Source organism: Amycolatopsis sp. NPDC003865, from assembly GCF_053605345.1.
Genome location: NZ_JBSGJA010000056.1, coordinates 1 through 1050, shown reverse-complemented (window position 1 = coordinate 1050; position 1050 = coordinate 1). Strand labels below are relative to the sequence as shown.

Here is a 1050-nt window from a genome sequence, read left to right as displayed (position 1 = left end):
TAGGGCGTGTATCGAAGTCGGTCAGAGCCATTCGTCGATAGCTGCGATGTGGATGGTGGCTTCGTAGCGGACGGCGAGTTTGTCGTAGCGGGTGGCCACACCACGGTGGCGTTTGAGCCGGTTGATGCCGCACTCCACCGCGTGCCGCTGTTTGTAGATCTCGGGGTCGAAGGCCGGTGGCCGGCCACCCTTCGACCCCTTGGCCTTACGGTGCGCGTCCTGATCTGCCTTGCTCGGGATCGTCGCCTTGATCCCACGTCCGCGCAGGTGAGCCCGGTTGGCCTTGGAGGTGTAGGCCTTGTCCGCCAGCACCCGGTCCGGACGCGTCCGCGGCCGCCCACCACCGGTCAGCCGGGGCACCCGGATCCCGGCCAGGACGGGGATGAACTGCGGGCTGTCGCCGCGCTGCCCGGCGGTGAGCACGAGCGATAGCGGCTTTTGTCCCTGCTCGCAGCCCAGATGCAGCTTCGTGGTCAACCCACCGCGAGACCGGCCCAACGCGTGATCATCCGGCTCGACGGTGACCCCGCCCGGCGGCTCGGCCTGCAGATCCCCCTTTTCCGCGCCCCCGCCGCATGCTGATGAGCCCGCGCGATCGTGGAGTCCACACTCACGTCCCACGTGATCCGCCCCTTGGCTTCGGCCAGAGCCTGCAACGCGGTCAGAATCCGCTGCCAGACACCAGCCCGCTGCCACCGCCGGAACAGCCCATACGCCGCTGACCAGGACCCATATCTCTCGGGCACGTCCCGCCACGGCGCACCGGTGCGCACCCGCCACCGGATCCCGTTGATCAGCTGCCGTCTGCTCCACATCGACGGTCGCCCAGGCCGCTTCGGCGCGGGCAGCAACGGCTCCAGCGCTGCCCACTGAGCGTCGGTCAGGTCGAACCGCCCCGCCACCGCTAGGGTGTCCACGAGGTCTCCGGTGTTCAGGTTCTTCTTGGTCGACGAACCACTTACCGGAGACCTCACCTATTTCGGCATCCAACACGCCCAGCACGGCCAACTCCAGCCCAACCCGCCGGAGACAACTTCGATACAGGCCCTA

1 protein-coding gene is annotated in these 1050 nt (G+C 67.8%); it reads right to left on the bottom strand.

The features are described from left to right. Positions 1-21: 21 nt before the first annotated feature. Positions 22-902, bottom strand: a protein-coding gene (locus tag ACWEVP_RS50260) for an IS5 family transposase (protein ID WP_452069714.1) whose coding sequence is annotated in 2 segments (ribosomal slippage) — positions 22-509 and positions 509-902 — 882 coding nt in all. Because the reading frame shifts where the segments join, the coding sequence is not laid out codon by codon here. Positions 903-1050: the final 148 nt, after the last annotated feature.